The 18,042-nt window shown below is 69.3% G+C and carries 19 protein-coding genes; 6 read left to right on the top strand and 13 right to left on the bottom strand.

The window, feature by feature from the left end; genetic code table 11:
• Positions 1-17: 17 nt before the first annotated feature.
• From ACFWHT_RS06210 to ACFWHT_RS06190, 5 genes are all read right to left on the bottom strand, one after another.
• A complete protein-coding gene (locus ACFWHT_RS06210) occupies positions 18-461 on the bottom strand; it encodes a hypothetical protein (RefSeq protein WP_378826483.1) in 444 nt (147 codons plus the stop codon).
• On the bottom strand, positions 458-1,204 hold the full coding sequence (gene dapB / locus ACFWHT_RS06205; protein WP_378826481.1) for a 4-hydroxy-tetrahydrodipicolinate reductase: 747 nt from the start codon (positions 1,202-1,204) through the stop codon (positions 458-460). Before dapB ends, ACFWHT_RS06210 begins: the two co-directional genes overlap by 4 nt.
• 61 nt (positions 1,205-1,265) lie before the next feature.
• A complete protein-coding gene (locus tag ACFWHT_RS06200; protein WP_378826479.1) occupies positions 1,266-1,868 on the bottom strand; it encodes a histidine phosphatase family protein in 603 nt (200 codons plus the stop codon).
• A gap of 88 nt (positions 1,869-1,956) precedes the next feature.
• On the bottom strand, positions 1,957-2,982 hold the full coding sequence (locus tag ACFWHT_RS06195; protein WP_378826477.1) for an aldo/keto reductase: 1,026 nt from the start codon (positions 2,980-2,982) through the stop codon (positions 1,957-1,959).
• 213 nt (positions 2,983-3,195) lie between these two features.
• Entirely contained in the window at positions 3,196-5,469 is a 2,274-nt protein-coding gene (locus tag ACFWHT_RS06190; protein ID WP_378826475.1) for a polyribonucleotide nucleotidyltransferase, read from the bottom strand.
• Between the two features lie 392 nt (positions 5,470-5,861).
• Here ACFWHT_RS06190 and ACFWHT_RS06185 point away from each other — a divergent pair, with 392 nt between their 5' ends.
• Positions 5,862-6,035 (top strand): DUF5302 domain-containing protein, encoded by a 174-nt coding sequence (locus tag ACFWHT_RS06185; RefSeq protein WP_378826473.1) that lies wholly within the window; start codon positions 5,862-5,864, stop codon positions 6,033-6,035.
• Positions 6,036-6,091: 56 nt separating this feature from the next.
• Here the strand turns inward: ACFWHT_RS06185 and ACFWHT_RS06180 are convergent, their stop codons facing one another.
• Entirely contained in the window at positions 6,092-7,528 is a 1,437-nt protein-coding gene (locus ACFWHT_RS06180) for a cation:dicarboxylate symporter family transporter (RefSeq protein ID WP_378826471.1), read from the bottom strand.
• Positions 7,529-7,670: 142 nt separating this feature from the next.
• On the opposite strand from ACFWHT_RS06180, the gene ACFWHT_RS06175 reads away from it, so the two are divergent.
• Positions 7,671-8,951 (top strand): ATP-binding protein, encoded by a 1,281-nt coding sequence (locus ACFWHT_RS06175; protein ID WP_378826469.1) that lies wholly within the window; start codon positions 7,671-7,673, stop codon positions 8,949-8,951.
• The gene (locus ACFWHT_RS06170) at positions 8,948-9,634 is read left to right on the top strand and encodes a response regulator (RefSeq protein WP_378826467.1); all 687 of its coding nucleotides are present in this window, start codon (positions 8,948-8,950) and stop codon (positions 9,632-9,634) included. Before ACFWHT_RS06175 ends, ACFWHT_RS06170 begins: the two co-directional genes overlap by 4 nt.
• 6 nt (positions 9,635-9,640) lie before the next feature.
• Here ACFWHT_RS06170 and ACFWHT_RS06165 read toward each other — a convergent pair whose 3' ends face one another.
• On the bottom strand, positions 9,641-10,285 hold the full coding sequence (locus ACFWHT_RS06165) for an FMN reductase (RefSeq protein ID WP_378826465.1): 645 nt from the start codon (positions 10,283-10,285) through the stop codon (positions 9,641-9,643).
• A gap of 1 nt (position 10,286) precedes the next feature.
• The gene (locus ACFWHT_RS06160; RefSeq protein WP_378826463.1) at positions 10,287-11,504 is read right to left on the bottom strand and encodes an LLM class flavin-dependent oxidoreductase; all 1,218 of its coding nucleotides are present in this window, start codon (positions 11,502-11,504) and stop codon (positions 10,287-10,289) included.
• 105 nt (positions 11,505-11,609) lie between these two features.
• On the opposite strand from ACFWHT_RS06160, the gene ACFWHT_RS06155 reads away from it, so the two are divergent.
• Complete coding sequence (locus ACFWHT_RS06155) at positions 11,610-12,740, top strand: acyltransferase family protein (RefSeq protein WP_378826461.1); 1,131 nt, start codon at positions 11,610-11,612, stop codon at positions 12,738-12,740.
• A 78-nt stretch (positions 12,741-12,818) separates the two neighbouring features.
• Entirely contained in the window at positions 12,819-13,823 is a 1,005-nt protein-coding gene (locus tag ACFWHT_RS06150) for an isopenicillin N synthase family dioxygenase (RefSeq protein WP_378826459.1), read from the top strand.
• Positions 13,824-13,837: 14 nt separating this feature from the next.
• Here the strand turns inward: ACFWHT_RS06150 and ACFWHT_RS06145 are convergent, their stop codons facing one another.
• The 3 genes from ACFWHT_RS06145 to rpsO all read right to left on the bottom strand — a co-directional run bounded on the left by ACFWHT_RS06145 (position 13,838) and on the right by rpsO (position 15,433).
• Positions 13,838-14,164: a transcriptional regulator gene (locus tag ACFWHT_RS06145; RefSeq protein WP_378826457.1), complete on the bottom strand. Its 327-nt coding sequence runs from the start codon at positions 14,162-14,164 to the stop codon at positions 13,838-13,840.
• Positions 14,157-15,011, bottom strand: coding sequence for a hypothetical protein (locus ACFWHT_RS06140; RefSeq protein ID WP_378826455.1), 855 nt, complete (start codon positions 15,009-15,011; stop codon positions 14,157-14,159). The genes ACFWHT_RS06145 and ACFWHT_RS06140 overlap by 8 nt, the downstream gene beginning before the upstream one ends.
• Positions 15,012-15,163: 152 nt before the next feature.
• Complete coding sequence (gene rpsO / locus ACFWHT_RS06135) at positions 15,164-15,433, bottom strand: 30S ribosomal protein S15 (RefSeq protein ID WP_005048780.1); 270 nt, start codon at positions 15,431-15,433, stop codon at positions 15,164-15,166.
• A gap of 140 nt (positions 15,434-15,573) precedes the next feature.
• Here rpsO and ACFWHT_RS06130 point away from each other — a divergent pair, with 140 nt between their 5' ends.
• Positions 15,574-16,866, top strand: a complete 1,293-nt coding sequence (locus ACFWHT_RS06130) for an MFS transporter (RefSeq protein ID WP_378826453.1) — start codon at positions 15,574-15,576, stop codon at positions 16,864-16,866.
• A 41-nt stretch (positions 16,867-16,907) separates the two neighbouring features.
• Here the strand turns inward: ACFWHT_RS06130 and ACFWHT_RS06125 are convergent, their stop codons facing one another.
• Both ACFWHT_RS06125 and ACFWHT_RS06120 read right to left on the bottom strand, forming a co-directional pair.
• Positions 16,908-17,456 (bottom strand): YceI family protein, encoded by a 549-nt coding sequence (locus ACFWHT_RS06125; protein WP_378826451.1) that lies wholly within the window; start codon positions 17,454-17,456, stop codon positions 16,908-16,910.
• Between the two features lie 134 nt (positions 17,457-17,590).
• Positions 17,591-17,959: an FKBP-type peptidyl-prolyl cis-trans isomerase gene (locus ACFWHT_RS06120; RefSeq protein WP_285633152.1), complete on the bottom strand. Its 369-nt coding sequence runs from the start codon at positions 17,957-17,959 to the stop codon at positions 17,591-17,593.
• Between the last annotated feature and the right edge of the window lie 83 nt (positions 17,960-18,042).

Below are 18,042 nucleotides of genomic sequence, written 5' to 3'. Positions count from 1 at the left end.
AGCACAGCGCCAGGACGTCAGGGACGGATGCGAGCGAGGCGGATGGCCTCGCGGATGCTCCCCCTGGCGTCCTTGCGGCGTCCGGCCGCATCCTGCACGACACCCAGCCGGTAACGGGCGCGCCAGTCCCCGTCATCGTCCTGCGCGGCGGCGGTGTACCGGGCGACCAACGGCTCGACGTCCTCCCGTCGCAGCCTGCCGCTCGGCGTCAGCTCCGCCGGCGCCTCCGGCATCCCGCCCTCGCCGTCCAGGACGCGCCCCAGGCGGTCCGCCGCGAATCCGAAGACCAGTTCGCGCACGAGAGCCCAGGCTCCGATCGGGGCGATGACGATCAGCGCCACTCCCATGCCGATCGACACCGGCGAGCCGACCTGGAAGAACATCACCGCGAGCCGTGCCGCCACGGCGATGTACAGGAAGAGCGCGGCGCCCATCACGGCGACGCCGATGCGCGAGCTCATGCCCGCAGTCCGATCCCGATGTCGATGATGTTCTCCAGCCCCACGACGATCCCCCGCGCGTCACGCGCGAACGGCAGGGCCAGGCGGATGCCCGGAGCATACGCCGCCGCGGAATCGATCGTGTCGTGCACGATCGAGAGCGACTCCCCCGCCCCGGAGAGGATCGCCTCCTGACGGGCGATGACGCCGGGGCGCCGGAGGGAGTGCACGGGGATGCCCCCGACCTGCTGGCCCCGGGCGCGCTGGTCGACGTGCGGCGCCCGGAAGGGACCCTGCTGCTCGCGGGCCTCGGCCATCAGCTCTGCGGTGCGCACGGCGGTGCCGCTGGGTGAGTCGATCTTCGTGTCGCGATGCGACTCGACGATCTCGGCGAACGGGAAGAACGGTGCGGCCGCGGCCGCGAGGGCGGTGCCCAGGGCCGAGCCCAGCGAGAAGTTCGGGATGAAGACGACCCCGCTCTGCGCCGATGTCGCCAGCGGGCGCACCAGCGAGATGCGCTCCTGCGACCAGCCGGAGGTGCCGACGAGGATGCCGATGCCGCGCTCGAGCGCGGCTCGCACCACGTCGATGCTTACGGCGGGCGTGGAGGCGTCGACGATCAGGTCGGCGCCGTCGAGCTCGTCAAGCTCGCTCGACGAGCCGAGCACGTTGCGCACCGCGAAGCCGTCCAGTTCGTCGATCACCTCGTGGATGATGCGGCCGAGTTTTCCTGATCCGCCGACGAGGGCAACCTGAGTCGTCATGATCCCAGTCTAGATTCGCGCCGGAGCGGCCCCCGCCGCGTGACGGCGCCGCCGTCGGCCATCAGACCGACGCGCCCTCCGGCAGGCCGGTGCGCAGCTCCATCGGCAGATGCCCGAGGTCGTTGTGGCTGAGCAGCGTCCACGGGCGACCCTGCTTCTGGGCGATCACGCTCAGACCGCAGTGCGCCTGGTTCAGCGTCATCCAGCGCCAGTCCGGCGCGCCCAGGACCTCGCGTACGAACCAGGAGATCACGAAGTTGTGGGTGATGAGGACCTCGTGCACGTCGCCGTTGCGACGTCGGAGGAACTCCCCCACGGCATCGCTCATCTGCGCCGATCCCGCCTCGATCTCGGCATCCGTCACCGACCCGAAGAACGGCTCGTAGGCCGCCGGGGTGTCCTCGCTCATGCCGCTCGGCACGCAGTCGAACAGGAGCGCGGAGGGTACGGGGTCGACGGCGGGCAGGCGGGCGGCGATGGCCCGGGCCGTCTCGGCCGCGCGCAGCAGCGGCGAGTGCCAGACGGCGTCCAGCGGGAGCCCGGACAGACGGTCCGCGATCAGCTCGGCCTGCCGTTGACCGCGGGGGGAGAGGGGTCCGTCGTCGACGCCGTGCTCGGCGTCCTGATGTTCACCGTGTCTGACCAGATATATGTAGTGCGTCACAACCCTGCTCGCTTCATCGCCACCGCATGGGGCCATTCCAGTTTAGGTCACGCGGTCGACGCCGGAGCCCCGAGAACGAGAACGCGTGTCAGTCGCTGGCGCGGGCGAGTTCGGCGACCTGCGTGCGCGAGAGCGTGACTCCGGCCCCCTGCATCAGCTCTTCGACGTGGTCGGGGGCGAAGGCGTTCACGATCGGCGCGACGACGGTGCGCTGCGCGAGCAGCCACGCGATCGACACGGCTGCGACGGGCGCGGACAGCTCGGAGGAGATCTGGTCCAGCACGCGCAGCACCTTGATCCCGCGGCGGTTCAAGTGCGACCGCATCTGCTGGCCGCGCACGCCGACCGCCGACGACTTGCTGCGGTGCCTGCCGGACAGGAACCCGTGCTCCAGTGCGTGCGACGGGGTCACGGCGAGATTCTGCGCCGCGGCCACCAGGCGCAGGTCGCCTTCGAAGGCCTCGCGACGGACGAGGTTGTACGGCTCGTCGAGCGCCTCGAGTCGGGGGTATCCGGCGGACGCGAGGATGCGCGCCTCGACCAGGCGCTCGGGCGCGAAGCGGAAGCCGCCCACCGCCGAGATCTTGCCCGCCTCTCGCAGCCATTCGGCGGTGGCCAGCGTGTCCTCGAGGTTCGTCGTGTCGTCTAGCGAGGCATCGAGGTAGAGCACGTCTATGCGCTCGGCGCTCAGCCGCGTGAGCGATCCCTCGACGGCGCGCACGAGATTGACCGACCCGAGGCCGGGGTTGTCGGCGTGCGAACCGACGCGCACGCTCAGCACGACCCGGTCGCGGTGGCCGCGTGATCGCAGCCACTGTCCGATGATGTACTCGCTGCGCCCACCGGAGAATCCGTCTGCGGTGTGGATCGCGTTGCCGCCGAACTCGATGTAGCGGTCCAGGAGCTCGTGACTCGTCTGCTGGTCGACGTTCCACCCGAACTCCGCCGCACCGAGCATGAGCGGGAAGATCGAGAATCCGGTCTCGCCCAGGGGCACCCGGACGACCTCGCCCACGCCGGGGCCGACCACCGGGATCGGCGCGGACGGGTGCGCCTCGAGCTCGTCGTCCGCGCGCGAGGACTGCTCGGCCGCCCCGACGCCGAATAGCCTCATCTCTCACCCCCGCGGATCATCGATCCGTGTCTGGCACGCACCCCCCGGCACGTACTTCGAGAGTAGGCGACGAAATCGCACCCGACAGCCACGATGACCGCGCCGCCGGGAAGTTCACATAACGTTTCGGACACGACGAAGCCCGGACTCGAGCGCGATGGCGCGCGAGCCCGGGCCGGATCGCGGATGCCGGCTCACCGGCATCCGCGTGGATCACGCCTCGGCGGTCTCCGCGGGGGTCTCCTCCTCGGCCGGAGCGTCGTCGAGCACGGGCTCGAGGGACAGCTTGCCGCGGTCGTCGATCTTGGTGATGCGCACGAGGAGCTTCTGGCCGACCGAGAGCACGTCATCGACGTTCTCGACCCGCTTGCCACCGGCGAGCTTGCGCACCTCGGTGACGTGCAGCAGACCGTCCTTGCCGGGCAGCAGCGAGATGAAGGCACCGAAGGTGGCGATCTTCACCACGGTGCCGAGGAACTGCTCGCCGACCTCCGGGTTGGTGGGGTTGGCGATCGCGTTCACCTGGGCCCGGGCGGCCTCGGCCGACGGGCCGTCGGTCGCGCCGATGTAGACGGTGCCGTCCTCCTCGATGGAGATCTGCGCGCCGGTCTCGTCCTGGATTGCGTTGATCGTCTTGCCCTTCGGGCCGATCAGCTCGCCGATCTTGTCCACCGGGATCTGCACGCTGATCACGCGCGGTGCGGTCGGTGCCATCTCGTCGGGTGCGTCGATCGCGGCGTTCAGAACGTTGAGGATCGTCAGGCGCGCGTCGCGAGCCTGGGTCAGCGCACCACCGAGCACGGACGACGGGATGCCGTCGAGCTTGGTGTCCAGCTGGATCGCGGTGATGAACTCACTGGTGCCGGCGACCTTGAAGTCCATGTCCCCCAGGGCGTCCTCGGCACCGAGGATGTCGGTCAGAGCCGCGTAGCGGGTCTCGCCGTCGACCTCGTCGGTGACCAGGCCCATCGCGATGCCGGCAACGGGCGCGCGCAGCGGCACACCGGCGTTCAGCAGCGACAGGGTCGAGGCGCAGACCGAGCCCATCGACGTCGAACCGTTGGAGCCGAGAGCCTCGGACACCTGGCGGATCGCGTAGGGGAACTCCTCACGGCTGGGCAGCACCGGCACGAGTGCGCGCTCGGCGAGGAAGCCGTGCCCGATCTCGCGACGCTTCGGCGACCCGACGCGTCCGGTCTCACCGGTCGAGTAGGGCGGGAAGTTGTAGTGGTGCATGTAGCGCTTGCTGGTCGTGGGCGACAGCGAGTCGATCTGCTGCTCCATCTTGAGCATGTTCAGCGTGGTGACGCCCATGATCTGGGTCTCGCCGCGCTGGAAGATGGCCGAGCCGTGCACGCGCGGGATGACCTGCACCTCGGCGTCCAGCGGACGGATGTCGGCGGCACCGCGGCCGTCCATGCGCACGCCCTCCGAGAGGATGCGACCGCGGACGATGCCCTTGGTGACCGACTTGTAGGCGCCGGAGACCTCACCCGCGGCGGATGCCGGAAGGGTTCCCGCCTCGATGGCGGCGGCGACCTCGGCCTTGACGCGGTCCTTGACCTCGTCGTCGGCGCTCTGCCGCTCCTGCTTGTCGGCGATCTGGTAGACCTTCTCGAGGTCGGCGGTCGCCGAGGCTGCGACGAAGTCGTAGGTCGCCTGCTCGTACGCGGGGAAGACCGGGTAGACGCCGGGCTCCTTCGACGAGTGCGCCGCCATCTCGGCCTGAGCCTCGACGAGCTGCTTCAGGAACGGCTTGGCCGCCTCGAGTCCGCCCGCGACGACCTCTTCGCTCGGCTTGACGGCGCCGGCCTTGATGAGGTTCCAGCTGTTCTCGGTGGCCTCGGCCTCGACCATCATGATCGCGACGTCTTCGGAGCCATCGGCCTTCTTGACCACGCGACCGGCGACCATGAGGTCGAACACGGCCTCTTCGACCTGGGCCTGGTTCGGGAACGCGACCCACTGGTCGGCGTGCTCGCCCTGGCCGGGGATGAGCGCCAGGCGGACGCCGGCGATCGGGCCCGAGAAGGGCAGACCGGAGATCTGGGTGGACGCGGATGCCGCGTTGATCGCCAGCGCGTCGTAGTACTCGCCGGGTGCGATCGAGAGGACCGTGATGACGATCTGGACCTCGTTGCGCAGACCGTCCACGAACGACGGGCGCAGCGGACGGTCGATCAGACGGCAGACGAGGATCGCCTCGGTGGAGGGACGGCCCTCACGGCGGAAGAACGAGCCGGGGATCTTGCCGGCGGCGTAGGAGCGCTCCTCGACGTCGACCGTCAGCGGGAAGAAGTCGAAGCCCTCGCGCGGGTGCTTTCCTGCGCTGGTGGCCGACAGGAGCATGGTCTCGTCGTCAAGGTATGCCGCGACGGAGCCCTGCGCCTGCTGGGCGAGGCGACCGGTCTCGAAGCGGACGGTGCGGGTGCCGAAGCGGCCGTTGTCGAGAACGGCCTCGGCGGCGGTGATTTCAGGACCTTCCAAGAGGTCTCTCCTTCTTTGTTTAGGCTCGCACGCCCGTGTGGCGCGCGAGTTCTCGCGAAGGAGCGGATGCGGGCAGATATAAGCGCGCGGGCAATCCCGCGAATCTCGCCTGCGCTGGCCACCAGTAGAAGACCACCCGGCGCCGTGTGCGACGAGGAACCCACCACAGGGGACCAGCTTCTCAGCCGACCGCTCCGTGCTCGACCCGTCCGGGCCGAGCGTGTATGCAGTTGACGGATGCCACAGGCATCCTCTTCCAGCCTAGCAGTGCGCATCACCCGACGGGATCCCGCACGAGCGCACCGTCGCGATCGATGTGGACGTACGCGGCATGCTCGGCGACGCGGCCGTCGCCGGCGGCGCGCTTCGGCCGCGCCCGCTAGGCTGGCGGCATGAGCGATGACAAGGCAGTCTCCTCCGAGGAGATGAAGCGCAAGTTCCGAGAAGCGCTCGACAAGAAGAACGCGCAGCAGCGCGGCGGCGAGGCACACCTCGACGGCGACTCCGCGGTGCACTCGACGCACGCACCGCAGATGAAGCGCGAGTTCCGACGCAAGAGCGGCTGACCTGCAGCGAGGGGAGCCGACGTCGCGCCGTCTCCCCTCGCTCCCTTCTCCCCCGGTCAGCGGTCCAGGAGCCGTGCCCGCGCGCGATCCTGCTTGGCCGCCATCTCCGCCACCGCCGCATCGTTCAGCTCCTGCACGTCGGCGGCACGCCGACCATCCGACATGCCGTGGTCGTCGACTCCGTCGAGCGTCGACTCGTCGAACGGGAGCTCACCGCGCAGCACGCTGCGCACACGGTCTCGGTCGATCTGCCGAGTCCACGTGCCGATCAGCAGCGTCGCGACGGCGTTGCCGGTGAAGTTGGTCAACGCACGCCCCTCCGACATGAACCGGTCGATGCCGACGATGACGCCGACGCCGTCGACGAGATCGGGCCGGTACGCCTGCAGCCCTCCGGCGAGTGTCGCCAGGCCCGCCCCGGTGACGCCCGCCGCGCCCTTGCTGGCGATGATCATGAAGACCAGCAGGCCGATCTGCTCGCCGATGCTCATCGGCTGCCCCATGGCCGTGGCGATGAACAGCGAGGCCATGGTGAGGTAGATCGCCGTGCCGTCCAGATTGAACGAGTACCCGGTCGGCACCGTGATGCCGACCAGGGGCTTGGAGACGCCGACGTGCTCCATCTTGGCGATCAGCCTGGGCAGCGCCGACTCCGAGGAGGACGTGCCGACGATGAGCAGGTACTCGCGACCCAGGTACTTCATCAGGCTGAAGATGCTGACCCGCGTGACCACCCACAGCAGCGTCCCCAGCACGACGACCATGAACAGGATGCACGTGATGTAGAACGCGAGCATGAGGATCCCCAGGCTCCAGATGGCGGCCACGCCGGTCTTGCCGACCACGGCGGCGATGGCGCCGAACGCACCGACGGGAGCCAGCCAGAGGATCATGCCGAGGATGCGGAAGACCAGCTTCTGCAGGTGCTTGACCGCCTCCATGATGGGAGCGCCCCGCTCCCCGAGACCCTGCAGCGCGAACCCGGCCAGCAGCGCGATGAACAGCACCTGCAGCACGCTCTCCCCGGTGAAGGCGGAGAAGAAGGTGGTCGGGATGATTCCGAGGATGAACTCGTGAGTGCCGGTGGCCTCGCCCTCGACCTCGTAGCTCGCGGCGGACATGTCCAGTCCCTCGCCGGGGTGGATGATGTTGCCGACCACCAGGCCGATCGCCAGGGCGAACGTGGACATGACCATGAAGTAGATCAGTGCGCCGCCGCCGATCTTGCCGACGGTCGCGGCCTTGGCGATGGAGCCGACGCCCACGACGATCGTGCAGAAGATGATCGGCGCGATCATCATCTTGATCAGCGACACGAACCCCTTGCCGACGGGTTCGAGCGCCTGTCCCGCCTCGGGCCAGATCAGCCCGACCGCGATGCCGAGCCCGACGGCGATGATCACCGACACATAGAGCCACGTGTGCCGGTCCCAGGGGCGCCTGCCCCGCCGCGGATGGAACCTCGGAAGCGTGAATCCGGTCGTGATGGCCATGTGTCCTCCTCGATCATGAACGTCGTCGTCTCATGCCCGGAGGCATCCGCGCCTCCGGTCACCCCACCGTCGCGGACTTCACACCGGGACACGATTTGTGGTCGTATTGGTCACGATCGGAAGGCGACGCGAGGGAGGCGGGATGCTCGGCGGCTCTCGCCCGCGCAGTGCGGCCTCGCGCGTGTTCCTCGTCGTCCTCGGCGCCTCCGTGCTGATCGCGGGGCTCGTGACGGCGTTCCTGGTGATCGAGACGCAGCGCGCCGTGCGCGTCGAGGCGGAGCGGGTCACCGCCACGACGGCGTCGACCATCGCCCTCGCGCCGGATGTGCGCTCCGCGCTCGCCGGCGCCGACACCGCCGCGGCGACGCGTGTGCTGGAGCCCTTCGCCCTGGACGTGCTCGACGAGGCCTCGCTGGATTTCGTCACCATCATGACGATCGACGGCGTGCGCATCACGCATCCGGACCCGAGCGAGATCGGCGAGCGCTACCTCGGCACCGTCCCGGACGCGATCCACCCGCACACGGAGGTCTTCACGGGCACCCTGGGCCCGTCTGTGCGCACGATCGTGCCCGTGCTCGATGATGCGGGTGCCCATGTCGGCTGGGTCGCCGCAGGTGTCACCACGGAATCCATCTCCGAGACGCTGCTGCGCCGTCTGCCGCTCTCTTTCGCGATCACCGCGGTGCTCGTCGCGGTGGGCGCCTTCGGCGCGTGGCTCGCGCGGCGCGTCACGCGCCGCATCACCGGGGATCTGCCTCCGGGGCAGGTGCGCGATGCCGTGTCGTCGTACGAGTCGATCCGCACGCTGGGCGAGGCGCTGCGGGCGCAGACGCACGAGCACGGGAACCGGATGCACACCGCGGTCGCCCTGCTGGAGCTCGGCCGCACCGAGGAGGCGGTCGGGATCCTCACAGAGACGTCTCGGCAGAGCCAGTCCCTCGTCGACCAGGTGACGGCGCGCCGGCACGGCGATCCCGCCGTCGGCGCTCTGCTGCTCGGAAAGGCCTCCCAGGCGAAGGAGCGCGGCATCGACTGGCGGGTGAGGATCGAGCCCGGTGCGCCTCGCTCGGGGCTCTCGGCGGTCGACAGCGTGGCGGTGCTCGGCAATCTCATCGACAACGCGATGGACGCCGCGAGCGCGGCGCCGGAGCGCTGGGTCGAGGTGGTGCTTCGCTCGTCGAGCCCGGATGCTCTCGTGGTCGAGGTCTCGGACAGCGGCGAGGGCGTGCCCCCGGAGCTGCGCGAGAGCGTCTTCCAGCACGGCTACTCCACGAAGCCCGCCGGGGTCGAAGGCCGCGGCGTCGGTCTCGCCCTGGTCCGCTCCGTCGTCGCAGAGGCGCGCGGGACGGTCGAGATCCTCGATGATCCGACCACCTTCCGCGTGACCCTGCCCGCCGCATCGGCGCGGAGGCGAGCATGATCCGCACGCTGATCGTCGATGACGATCCGCTGACCCTCGAGCTGCATCGCACCTATCTGGATCGCCTCGAGGGCTTCGTCGTGTCCGGCGAATGCGCCGGCGCTCGCGCAGCGGCATCCGCCGTCCTGGAGAAGCCCGGACCGGGATCCTTCGATCTCGTGCTGCTCGACATCACCATGCCGGACGGCTCTGGCGTCGACGTCCTGCGCGCGCTGCGCGCGAAAGCCGCGGCAGTGGATGTGATCGCGATCACCGGCGTCCGGGATGCGGAGACCGTGCGTCAGATGGCCGCACTCGGCGTGTTCCAGTACCTGGTCAAACCCTTTCCCTTCGCCGTGTTCCGCGAGCGTCTCCTGGCGTACCGCACGCATCGCGAGCAGGCCGGCGCCACCGACGGCGAGGCGACGCAGGCCGAGATCGACGCGCTCCTGGGGCGCACCACCGGCCGCATCAGCATCCCCAAGGGGCTGTCGGCGGACTCCCTCGACCGCGTGGTCGCGGCGATCCGCGCCGCCGGAGCCCTGTCGGCGAGGGAAGCCGCCGAGAGGCTGGGGATGTCACGCGTGGCCGTGCGGCGCTATCTCGAGCACCTCGCGGCGGATGGGGTGGTCAGCCGCGAGGGCCGATACGGCGCCCGCGGCCGCCCCGAGACCGAGTACCGCTGGATCCGCCCCAGCGGCTGAGTCCGCTCACTCCCCCGCGAGACCCCCGAGCAGGTGGCCGAAGGACTTCCCCTTGCCGAGGTAGGTGTCGGGGTCGAACGGGTCGGACGCGACGGAAGCCTCTCTGCGCGCCATCGCCTCGGCCAGCTCGCGCGCACCGCGCTCGACCCGAGCGCTGAGCGGTGCGACCTCGTCGGCGTTGGCGCCCCAGTCACTGGAAGCCGCGAACACGCCCGTGGACACCGGCTCGGCGTGCAGGTAGGTGAACAGCGGCCGGATGGCGTAGTCGATCGCGAGCGAGTGTCGCGCCGTGCCCGCGTTCGCACCGATCAGCACCGGCTTTCCGGTCAGGGCGTCGGGATCGAGCACGTCGATGAAGGACTTGAACAGGCCTGCGTAGCTGGTCGAGAAGATCGGCGTGACCGCGATGAGCGCGTCTGCGGAGACGACCCTGTTGATCGCCTCCTCGAGCGGTGGACGGGCGAATCCGGTGAGCAGGTTGTCGGTGATGTCGTGCGCGAGGTCGCGCAGTTCGATCACATCCACCTGCACGGTGATGTCGCGCTCGCCGAGCACCCTGGCGGTCTCGGCCGCCAGCCGGTCGGCGAGCATCCGGGTCGATGAGGGGTTCGAGAGCCCGGAGGAGATGACGGCGATGCGCCGGTCGCTCATCTCACGCCTCCTTTCCTGCAAGACCGAAGGCAGCGCCTGCGGGTGCGGGTGCGTCCTGGTACGGGGAGCCGGCGGTCAGGTTGTCGCCGCGATTGGCGCCGGGCCGCGCCTGCCGTGCCGGCCCGTCGCCGTAGGCCGCCCGCACGCGCGCCGCGTGGGTGGGCCCGTCAGGCACGCCGGCGGGCCGGTTCGCGGCGAGTTCGCGGCGCAGCACGGGAACGACTTCGCCGCCGAGGATGTCGAGCTGCTCGAGCACGGTCTTCAGCGGCAGTCCGGCGTGGTCGATGAGGAACAGCTGGCGCTGGAAGTCGCCGAACGTGTCGCGCATGGACGCGTAGCGGTCGATGACCTGCTGCGGTGACCCCACGGTCAGCGGGGTCATCTCGGTGAAGTCCTCCATGCTCGGCCCGTGCCCGTACACGGGCGCGTTGTCGAAGTACGGCCGGAACTCCCGCACCGCATCCTGGGAGTTCGCCGCCAGGAACACCTGACCGCCGATTCCGACGATCGCCTCCTCCGGCGCACCGTGACCGTAGTGGGCGAAGCGCTGGCGGTAGAGCTCGATGAGGCGCTGATAGTGCTCCTTGGGCCAGAAGATGTTGTTCGCGAAGAAGCCGTCGCCGTAGTAGGCCGCCTGCTCGGCGATCTCCGGCGTGCGGATCGAGCCGTGCCAGACGAACGGGGCGACGCCGTCCAGCGGGCGCGGGGTCGCGGTGAAGCCCTGCAGCGGGGTGCGGAACTTGCCCTCCCAGTCGACGACGTCCTGGGTCCACAGCTTGTGCAGCAGCGCGTAGTTCTCGATCGCGAGGGGCAGGCCCTGGCGGATGTCCTGCCCGAACCAGGGATACACCGGCCCCGTGTTGCCGCGGCCCAGCATGAGGTCCATGCGGCCGCCGGTGACGTGCTGAAGCATCGCGTAATCCTCGGCGATGCGCACGGGATCGTTCGTGGTGATCAGCGTGGTCGAGGTCGAGACGATCAGGCGCTCGGTCTGCGCGGCCACATGCGCCAGGAAGGTCGTCGGGCTGGACGACCAGAACGGCGGGTTGTGGTGCTCCCCGATGGCGAAGACGTCGAGACCGACCTCCTCCGCGTGCTTGGCGATCGTCGCGGTCGCCCGGATGCGCTCGGCCTCGCTCGGGGTGATGCCGGTCGTGGGATCCTGCGTGATGTCGCTGACCGACATGATGCCGAACTGCACACCGCTCTGCTCGTTCACTGTTCTCTCCGCTCGGGACGCCTCGCAGCATCCGGTCTATTCACCTGAATGTACTTGGTATAACGCCTCGATCGCAAACCTATTCCCTGCCGGTAGCCTCGGAGCATGAGCAGTGCCGAGCTTCACCCTCCGACCGGCTCGACAGCCACGATCGCGCGCCCCCGACGACGCGTACCGTTCTGGGACAACGCCCGCTTCGCGTGCGTCATCCTGGTCGTGATCGGACACGGCACGCAGCGACTGATCTACGACTCCGACATCTCCTACGCGTTCTACCTCTGGGTGTACGCGTTCCACATGCCGGCTTTCGCCATCATCTCGGGGTACTTCTCCAAAGCCTCCAGCCCCACCCGCCGGCAGATGGCCCGGGTCATCACCGACATCCTCGTGCCGTATGTGATCTTCGAGGGCCTGTGGACGCTCACCAAGCTCCTCGTCGAGGGCAGGGCCGACCCGAATCTGACGCAACCGTCCTGGACCCTGTGGTTCCTGCTGGCGCTGGGCATCTTCCGCCTGGTGCTCCCCTATCTCGCGCTGCTGCGGTGGCCGCTCGCCTGGGCCCTCGCGATCTCGATCGGCGTGGGCTATCTGGACAACGTCAACAGCACGTTCTCGCTGTCGCGCACACTGGGCCTGCTGTTCTTCTTCACACTGGGCTGGTGGCTGCGCGAACGCGACGTGGTGCGCAGACTGCGGCTGATCGACTTCCGACCCTGGTGGCTGCGCGCGGCCGGTGTGCTGGTGCTCAGCGCCTGGGCTTTCGTGTGCTGGCGCTGGCTGGCCACGTGGGATGCGGTCGATCTGCGTTTCTGGTTCTTCTACGACGATTCCTACTCCGACCTCGCCGGCGACCAGTGGTGGGCCGGAGGCATCCGGCTCGGCCTGATGGCTCTCGCGATCCTGCTCAGCGCCTCGTTCTTCGTGCTCCTTCCCCGGCGCACCCAGTGGTGGACGACCCTCGGCCAGTACACGATGTACGTGTACCTGCTGCACTCGTTCGTCCTCTACCCGTTCCGCGAATCGGGAGTGCTGCGAGGGCTCGACCCGACCTGGATCTGGCTGCCCCTGATCACGCTGCTGGCCGTCGCGATCGCCTTCCTGCTGGCATCCAGGCCCGTGCGCCGCCTGTTCCGCCCTCTGATCGAGCCGCGGCCGCGCTGGATGTTCGCCGATCCCACCCTGACCTCGGGCGCCGACCACCGGAGCGATCCGACGGGCTCGCGCCGCAGCCGGTGACCGCGAGCCCACTGAAACAGAACGGTAAGACGGCGCAACATTGCATCCCGGCATCCCGTCGCGGATTAGCGTCGACGCATGACCGATCCGAACCTCCCCGTCCTGGACCTCTCCCGCCTCGATGCGGGAGACGAAGCCGCCGCGCGCTTCCGCGCCGACCTGCGCGCCGCCACCCACGACGTCGGGTTCTTCTATCTGACCGGCACCGGAATCCCTGCGGAGCTCGAACAGCGCCTTCATCGTGTGGCGCGCGAGTTCTTCGTCCTGCCGGAGCAGGAGAAGCTGGCGATCGAGAACGTGCACAGCCCGCACTTCCGCGGCTACACCCGCATCGGCGGCGAGCGCACGCAGGGCAACGTCGACTGGCGGGAGCAGATCGACATCGGCCCCGAGCGCGCGGCGGTCGGAAGCGGCCCCGCCTTCAACCGCCTGATCGGCCCGAACCTGTGGCCCTCCGCACTGCCCGAGCTGCGTGAGGTCGTCACCGAATGGCACGCGGCGCTCTCCGGGATCGCGCGAAGACTGCTGCGCGCGTGGGCGCTCGCGCTGGGCGCCCACGAGGGCTACTTCGACGATCACTTCGGCGAACCCTCGACGCTCATCAAGATCGTCCGCTATCCCGGCACCGACGAGCCGCTTCCTCAGCAGGGCGTCGGCGCGCACAAGGACAGCGGCGTGCTCACACTGCTGTGGGTCGAACCCGGACGCGGGGGTCTGCAGGTCGAGCGCGACGGCGAATGGGTGGATGCGCCGCCGATCGAGGGCGCCTTCGTCGTGAACATCGGCGAACTGCTCGAGTACGCGACCGGCGGCTACCTGCGGGCGACCAACCACCGGGTGATCTCGCCCCGTGCGCCGCAGGACCGCCTCTCGATCCCGTTCTTCTTCAATCCCGCGCTGGACGCCCGGCTGCCGTTGATCGACCTGCCTGCGGACCTCGCGGCGCGCGCTCGGGGCGTCAGCGACGATCCGGACAACCCCATCCACAGCCTGTACGGTCAGAACGCGCTGAAGTCCCGGCTTCGCGCGCATCCCGACGTCGCCGCGATCCATCATCCGGACCTGGTGGCGGCGAGCGCCTGACGCAAGACCGCGCGTCAGGAGCGCCTGCCCCCTCCGGCGTCGAAGTCGACGATCGCCCGCAGGGCCTCCACATGGGCGCGGAAGGCACGGCGCCCCGTCTCGGTGCTCGTCACCCACGTGCGAGGGCGTGTGCCGGCGTAGCCCTTGCGGACCCGCAGGTACGTGACCTGCTCCAGCGCCGCGATCGCTTTGCTCAGCGCCGAGTCGTTCACCTGCAGGATGTCGGCCAGAGCCCCGAAGTCCAGTTCCAGGTCCTCCCCGAGCGCGGCCATGAGCGAGAAGCGGATGGGACTCGCGAAGCTGTCGTCGAGCCGAAGTCGCGGGTGCGCGCTCTCAGTCACGGTTCCGGCCGACCAGGGCGATCACGCCGAATCCGGCAGCGATCACCGCACCGGCGACGATCCCGGGGACGGCGAGTGCGGTCGCGGTGAACGCGGACAGGAGGGTCAGGGCGACCGTCGCGACGCAGGCTGCGGCGAACGCCGTCCACGCGGCGGGCCCCCAGGCGGGCGCGACGGCCGGCGCCGTGCCTGCGGCGACCATCGCGCTCCAGAGCGCGAGGCCGAGCATGACCGGCAGAGAGGACAGCCACGCGAGACCCGTGCTCGGTGCACCGGCGCTCGCGATGGCGACTCCGAGCGCGACGCCGATGCAGGCGGTCACGATGCGGGTCGCGCGATCGAAGGGGGCTCGCACCGAGACCAGCGCCTCACGGGCGACACCGCGGCGCCATTCGCCGACCGCGACCGCAGCGTACGCGATGAGGGCGAGAGCGCCGGGGACCAGCCGAAGCGCCAGCGGCAGCTCGACGCCGCTGACGAGCAGAGCGAGCCCGCCGACGATGCAGGCGATGAGCACCGCGGCGACGATGCCGCGCACGCGCTGCTCGCGCCCGCGACGCCGGTAGCCGTAGGTCTCATGGAGGGATCCCGCGAGAATGCTCCAGATCAGCATCGGCGACATCAGCGCGAGCACCGCGACGCCGCCGTCCGGCATCACGAGGAACAGCACCGTGGTGTAGACGGCGAGACCGACCCCCTCGACGGCGAACAGCCGTGCTGCTGACCTGCGGTCGATGCGCTCCTCGCGCCGCTGAGCGACCTGCACGGACTCGTCGAGGTATGCCTGCGCGACAGCCGCGGATGGCGGGTCGTAGGGCAGTGCCCCGGACTCGGCCCGGTGTTCCATGCGGTCCTCACTTTCCCCTTAGAAACCTTTCTTCTTTCCTACGGGAAAGCGATGCTCGAGTCAAGCACGCGGACACGACGAAGGCCGCCCCACACCGTGGGGCGGCCTTCCAAGAATGTTCTGCGCGATTGCACGCGGCAGCGGTGCTTCTCCTAGCGACGAAGACCGAGACGCTCGATGAGCGAGCGGTAGCGGTTGATGTCGATGTCCTGCAGGTAACCCAGCAGGCGACGACGCTGACCCACGAGCAGGAACAGGCCACGACGCGAGTGGTGGTCGTGCTTGTGCTCCTTGAGGTGCTCGGTGAGGTCCTTGATGCGCTGCGTCAGCATCGCGACCTGCACCTCGGGGGATCCGGTGTCACCGGGGTGCGTCGCGTACTCTTCGATGATCGCCTTCTTGACGTCTGCTTCCAGTGCCATAGATTCGATCCCCTCTCTGCTTGTTGCGCGGTGCCCGACGCCGAATGCGCTGGCTCTCTTCATCCGCGGCCGATCAAACGGCAACCTCAACAGCCTACCAGCAACCGCGGGCCCGCCGCGCACAGCGATAGCCTCGGATCGTGCAGTTCTCCCGCGGTCATCTGATCGACCTCTCCCCCCTGAAGACCAGCCCCGCCTTCGCGCGCATGTGGATCGGCTCCGCGCTGGCCGGCATCGGCGGACAGCTGACGATCGTGACCGTCATGCTGCACGTGTTCGAGCTCACCGCCAGCACGTTCGCCGTGTCGATGATCGCGGTCGCCGGTCTGGTGCCCATGATCCTCGCCGGCCTCTACGGAGGCATGCTGGCGGATGCCTTCGACCGGCGCCGGGTCGCGCTGATCGCCGCCACGGTGGCGTTCGCGGCCACCGCCCTGCTCGCCGCACTCACCTGGGCGCGAGGCGAGAACATCTGGTGGCTGTACGGACTGAGCATGCTGATCGCGGCGGCGAACTCGGTGGGCATGGCCACCCGCACCGCGATCGTGCCGCGCCTCATCCCGCGGGATGAGCTCGCCGCGGCATCCGCCCTCAACGGCGTGGCCTTCGGACTCACGGTGATGGTGGGCCCCGCCGTCGCGGGGATGCTCGTCGCGCTGACGGGATTCGGCTGGACGTACACGATCGACGTGGTCCTGATGCTGTCGATGTTCCTCGGCCTGTGGACGCTGCCGCGGCTTCTGCCCGAAGGCGTGATCGTCCGGCCCGGGATCGCCTCGCTCGTGGACGGCTGGCGCTTCCTTCGCCGAGCGGGGAACATCCGGATGCAGTACCTGCTCGATGTCACCGCGATGACCTTCGGTCAGCCGCTGGCCCTCTTCCCGGCGCTGGGCACCGTGCTGCTCGGCGGCGGTGCGATCACCACCGGCGCCCTCACCGCGGCCGTCGCCGTCGGCACCTTCTCGTCGAGTCTGTTCTCGGGCCGCGTCGTGCACTACCGGTGGCACGGCCGGGGCATCGAGCGAGCCGTGCAGGCGTACGGCGGGGCGATCGCGCTCTTCGGCGTCGTGCTGCTCATCGGGGCGTTCCTGCCGCCGGCGTCCGAGCAGCAGCCGAACATCGCACTGATCGTCCTCGCCTGCATCGCGCTGGCCCTCTCCGGCGCCGCCGACAACGTCAGCTCCATCTACCGCAACACGATGATGCAGGCCGCCGTCCCCGACGCGATGCGCGGCCGACTGCAAGGCATCTTCGTCATCGTCGTCGCCGGCGGACCTCGCGTCGGCGCTCTGTACGCCGGCGCGCTGGCGACCGCGACCAGCCTGTGGTTCCCTCCACTGCTGGGCGGGTTCCTGGTAATCGGCCTCGCCGCAGCGCTCGCCCGACTGACCCCGCGGTTCCGCTCGTACGACGCACTGAACCCCGAGGCCTGACGCTCGGCGCATCCGGCCCCGGGGTCCTCCGGGGATCAGGCTCAGGCCTGCAGCGCCCCCTGCAGGTCGAGTCCGATGGTGATCTCCTTGCCGACGAGCACACCGCCCGTCTCGAGCGCGGCGTTCCAGGTCAGGCCGAAGTCCTCGCGGTTGATGACGGCCTTCGCCGACGCGCCGGCCTTGTAGTTGCCGTACGGGTCGGTGCCGAAGCCGCCGAACTCGAGTTCGAAGCTGACCGGCCTGGTGATGCCGCGGATCGTCAGGTCGCCGTCGACGAAGAAGTCGCCGCCCTCGACGCGCGCACCGGTGGACACGAACGTCATGCTCGGGTGGTTCTCGACATCGAAGAAGTCGGCGGAGCGCAGGTGCGCGTCGCGGTTGTCGTCGTTGGTGTCGATGGAGGTGACGTCGACGTTCGCCTCGACCTTCGCCTCGAGCGGGTTCTCGGGTGCGATCAGGGTGGCGTTCTTGACGCCGAACGTGCCGCGCACCTTGGAGATCATCATGTGCCTGACGCTGAAGGTGACCTCGCTGTGCGCGGGGTCCAGGACCCAGGTGCCGGGGCGGTAGCCGGGGATCTCGATCGACATGTGCGTGCTCCTCATCTCGTGACTGCCGCGGTCCGCGGCCACAGAGGAGCACAACCTGCGCTGACCCAGATCTATTCCCGTGAATAAAAGACCTCCGCCCGCTCGTGCGGACGGAGGTCTCTTGTCGAAGCGGGTCAGCCGACGGCCACCAGATCGATGATGAAGATCAGCGTCTTGCCGGAGAGGAAGTGGCCGGCGCCGGCAGGGCCGTACGCCAGGTGCGGAGGGATGGTGAGCTCACGGCGTCCACCGACCTTCATCCCGGGGATGCCCTCCTGCCAGCCCTGGATGAGACCGCGCAGCGGGAACTGGATGGTCTCTCCGCGGCCCCAGGAGGAATCGAACTCCTCACCCGAGTCGTGCTCGACGCCGGCGTAGTGCACGGTGACCGTGTCACCGGGCTTGGCCTCGTCGCCGTCGCCGACGATGATGTCGCGGATGACGAGCTCGGTGGGTGCAGGTCCGGTCGGTGCGTCGAACTCGGGCTTTGTGCGGTCTGTCATGCCTCCATCAAACCCGAGCGCCGCACCCCGGTCAACGTGAGGCGTCCGCTGAGCGCGAACTCGCCGCGACGGCGATCGCGCGG

The sequence above is a fragment of the Microbacterium sp. NPDC058342 genome (assembly GCF_042723935.1).
GTDB lineage: Bacteria > Actinomycetota > Actinomycetes > Actinomycetales > Microbacteriaceae > Microbacterium.
The sequence above is the reverse complement of the archived record's forward strand: the minus strand, read 5'-3'. Positions and strand labels throughout refer to the sequence as shown.